Origin of the sequence: Pantoea sp. CTOTU50773 (assembly GCF_032082325.1) — a bacterium.
In the GTDB taxonomy this organism is placed as follows: Bacteria; Pseudomonadota; Gammaproteobacteria; order Enterobacterales; family Enterobacteriaceae; genus Pantoea; species Pantoea communis.
This window is the reverse complement of the sequence record NZ_DAMDQC010000261.1, coordinates 1-2,779: the sequence shown is the minus strand read 5'-3', so window position 1 is coordinate 2,779 and position 2,779 is coordinate 1. Positions and strand designations below refer to the sequence as shown.

General features: G+C 58.1%; 4 protein-coding genes. All 4 read left to right on the top strand.

Going from position 1 to position 2,779, the window contains the following annotated elements; translation table 11 throughout:
- Positions 1-171 (top strand): peptidylprolyl isomerase (locus RT340_RS22480; RefSeq protein WP_313377860.1); only part of this gene is annotated, 171 nt, incomplete at its 5' end.
- Entirely contained in the window at positions 171-887 is a 717-nt protein-coding gene (gene lpxH / locus RT340_RS22475) for a UDP-2,3-diacylglucosamine diphosphatase (RefSeq protein ID WP_313377858.1), read from the top strand. The genes RT340_RS22480 and lpxH, both read left to right, overlap by 1 nt.
- A 201-nt stretch (positions 888-1,088) precedes the next feature.
- The gene (purE, locus tag RT340_RS22470) at positions 1,089-1,598 is read left to right on the top strand and encodes a 5-(carboxyamino)imidazole ribonucleotide mutase (protein ID WP_034828223.1); all 510 of its coding nucleotides are present in this window, start codon (positions 1,089-1,091) and stop codon (positions 1,596-1,598) included.
- On the top strand, positions 1,595-2,659 hold the full coding sequence (gene purK / locus RT340_RS22465) for a 5-(carboxyamino)imidazole ribonucleotide synthase (RefSeq protein ID WP_313377857.1): 1,065 nt from the start codon (positions 1,595-1,597) through the stop codon (positions 2,657-2,659). The genes purE and purK overlap by 4 nt, the downstream gene beginning before the upstream one ends.
- The last annotated feature ends 120 nt before the right edge of the window (positions 2,660-2,779 follow it).

Sequence of the window (2,779 nt, the reverse complement as noted above, 5' to 3'; positions counted from 1 at the left end):
AACTTCCGTGACGAAAGCCTGCAGGGCTGGGGTTACTGCGTGTTCGCTGAAGTGGTTGAAGGCATGGACGTGGTTGAGAAAATCAAAGCGGTGAAAACGGGCCGCAGCGGCATGCATCAGGACGTTCCGGTTGACGACGTTGTCATCCAGAAAGTGACTGTTAGCGAGTAATGTCGCGCACGCTGTTTATCGCAGATTTGCATCTGTGCACAGAAGAACCGGCAATCACTGCCGGTTTTCTGCATTTTTTGCAGGGTGAAGCGCGCGATTGCGATGCGCTTTACATCCTCGGCGATCTGTTTGAAGCCTGGATTGGCGATGACGATCCCAATCCGCTACATCGTGAAATCGCCGCGGCACTGAAAGCTCTGCCGATCCCCAAATTCTTTATCCATGGCAATCGAGACTTCCTGCTCGGTAAACGTTTTGCGCGTGAAAGTGGGATGACGTTGCTGCCAGAAGAACAAGTGCTCAGCCTGTACGGCCATCGCGTGCTGATTATGCACGGCGATACCTTGTGCACTGACGACGAAGGCTATCAACGCTTCCGCGCCAAAGTGCATCAGCGCTGGCTACAATGCTTGTTCCTCGCCCTGCCGTTGCGCATCCGCATGCGCATTGCCGCACGTATGCGCGCCGACAGCAAGCAAGCCAATCAGCACAAGTCGATGAGCATCATGGATGTCAATCAGCAAGCCGTGATCGATACGATGACGCGCCAGCAGGTGCGGATTCTGATTCACGGGCATACCCACCGTCCGGCGGTACATGAGCTAGTCGTGCAAGGTGAGAACGCCCAGCGCGTGGTGCTCGGTGCCTGGCATGAAAATGGCTCGATGATTCAGGTTGATGCCGATGGCGTGCAGCTGATCGAATTCCCGTTTTAAAATCGAATCCTGAATAGTCGGGCGCATCCGGGCTCGACACTCAGCGGGATCAAGATTCATCATCTGCCCATCCTGACGCACCATTGCCCGTTTTCCGGCCACGCAACCGTTTTCCTTGCTCTCTTCTCATGCTATTCTCTGTGCCCTTCTTTACCTGCCTGCCCGGCCAGGTTCGTTTGACTATTCACAGGAGTTGACCGCATGTCATCCAACGCCACCCCGGCTCGTATCGCCATCGTCATGGGTTCTAAAAGTGACTGGGCTACCATGCAGTTCGCCGAGGAAATTCTTAACAGCCTGGATGTTCCGTTCCACGTTGAAGTGGTCTCTGCTCACCGTACGCCAGACAAACTGTTCAGCTTTGCCGAAACCGCCGCTGATAACGGTTTCCATGTGATCATTGCCGGAGCGGGCGGTGCTGCGCATCTGCCGGGCATGATCGCCGCCAAAACGCTGGTGCCAGTGCTGGGCGTGCCGGTACAAAGCGCCGCGCTGAGCGGTGTGGATAGCCTCTACTCCATCGTGCAGATGCCGCGCGGTATTCCTGTCGGTACGCTGGCGATCGGTAAAGCCGGAGCGGCTAACGCTGCGCTGCTGGCGGCACAGATTCTGGCGGTGCATGACAAAGACCTGGCGGCGCGTCTCGCCACCTGGCGTCAAACCCAGACTGATGAAGTGCTGAACAACCCAGATCCGCGGGTGGATGCATGAAACCGGTTTGCGTACTCGGCAACGGTCAGTTAGGCCGTATGCTGCGCCAGGCGGGCGAACCGCTGGGCATCGCGGTGTATCCGGTGGGTCTGGATGCCGAACCTTCTGCCTTGCCGATAGCCGAAAGCGTGATCACCGCAGAGATCGAGCGCTGGCCGGAAACTGCGTTAACGCGTGAGCTGGCGTTGCATCCGGCGTTTGTGAACCGCGATATCTTCCCGCGTCTGGCCGATCGCCTGACGCAGAAACAGCTGCTCGATCAGCTGAACCTGGCGACAGCGCCATGGCAGCTGCTGGCAGATAAAGCTGAGTGGCCGCAGGTGTTCAGCTCGCTGGGCGAACTGGCGATTGTGAAACGTCGCACCGGTGGTTATGACGGTCGCGGTCAGTGGCGTTTGCGCGCCAATGAAACCGATTCGCTGCCAGATGAGTGCTACGGCGAATGCATCGTTGAGCAGGGCATCAACTTCAGCGGTGAAGTGTCGCTGGTCGGTGCGCGCGGTCATGATGGCACCACGGTGTTCTATCCGCTGACCCACAACCTGCATCAGGACGGCATTCTGCGCACCAGCGTGGCGTTCCCGCAGGCCGATGCTGCGCAACAGCAACAAGCGGAAGCGATGCTCAGCGCGATCATGCATGAGCTGAAATACGTCGGTGTGATGGCGATGGAGTGTTTCATCACGCCAGAAGGCCTGCTGATTAACGAACTGGCGCCGCGTGTGCACAACAGCGGTCACTGGACGCAGAACGGCGCGTCTATCAGCCAGTTTGAGCTGCATCTGCGTGCGGTGCTGGGTCTGGCACTGCCGAAGCCAGTGGTGTTCGCGCCATCGGTGATGGTGAACCTGATTGGCACCGACGTGAATGCCGACTGGCTGCAACAGCCGCTGGTGCATTTGCACTGGTATGACAAAGAAGTGCGTCCGGGCCGTAAGGTGGGGCACTTAAATCTCACCGATAGCGATCAGGCACGTCTTGCGGCGGCGCTGAACGCGCTGGTGCCGCAGCTGCCGGAAGAGTACGCCAGCGGGATTGCCTGGGCGGTTGAGAAGCTGTAAATGAAAAAGGCCGCGCAAGCGGCCTTTGATTTTGGTGCAGAAGATTAAGCCGCTTCAAACCGCCTGAACAGCGCCTTCCCTTTCAGCAATCGCACGCCCAGCCAGACACCGCACACTGAC

Coding starts and splice junctions, on each gene's coding strand:
- lpxH (WP_313377858.1), top strand. CDS start 171: ATGTCGCGCACGCTGTTTATCGCAGATTTGCATCTGTGCACAGAAGAA.
- purE (WP_034828223.1), top strand. CDS start 1,089: ATGTCATCCAACGCCACCCCGGCTCGTATCGCCATCGTCATGGGTTCT.
- purK (WP_313377857.1), top strand. CDS start 1,595: ATGAAACCGGTTTGCGTACTCGGCAACGGTCAGTTAGGCCGTATGCTG.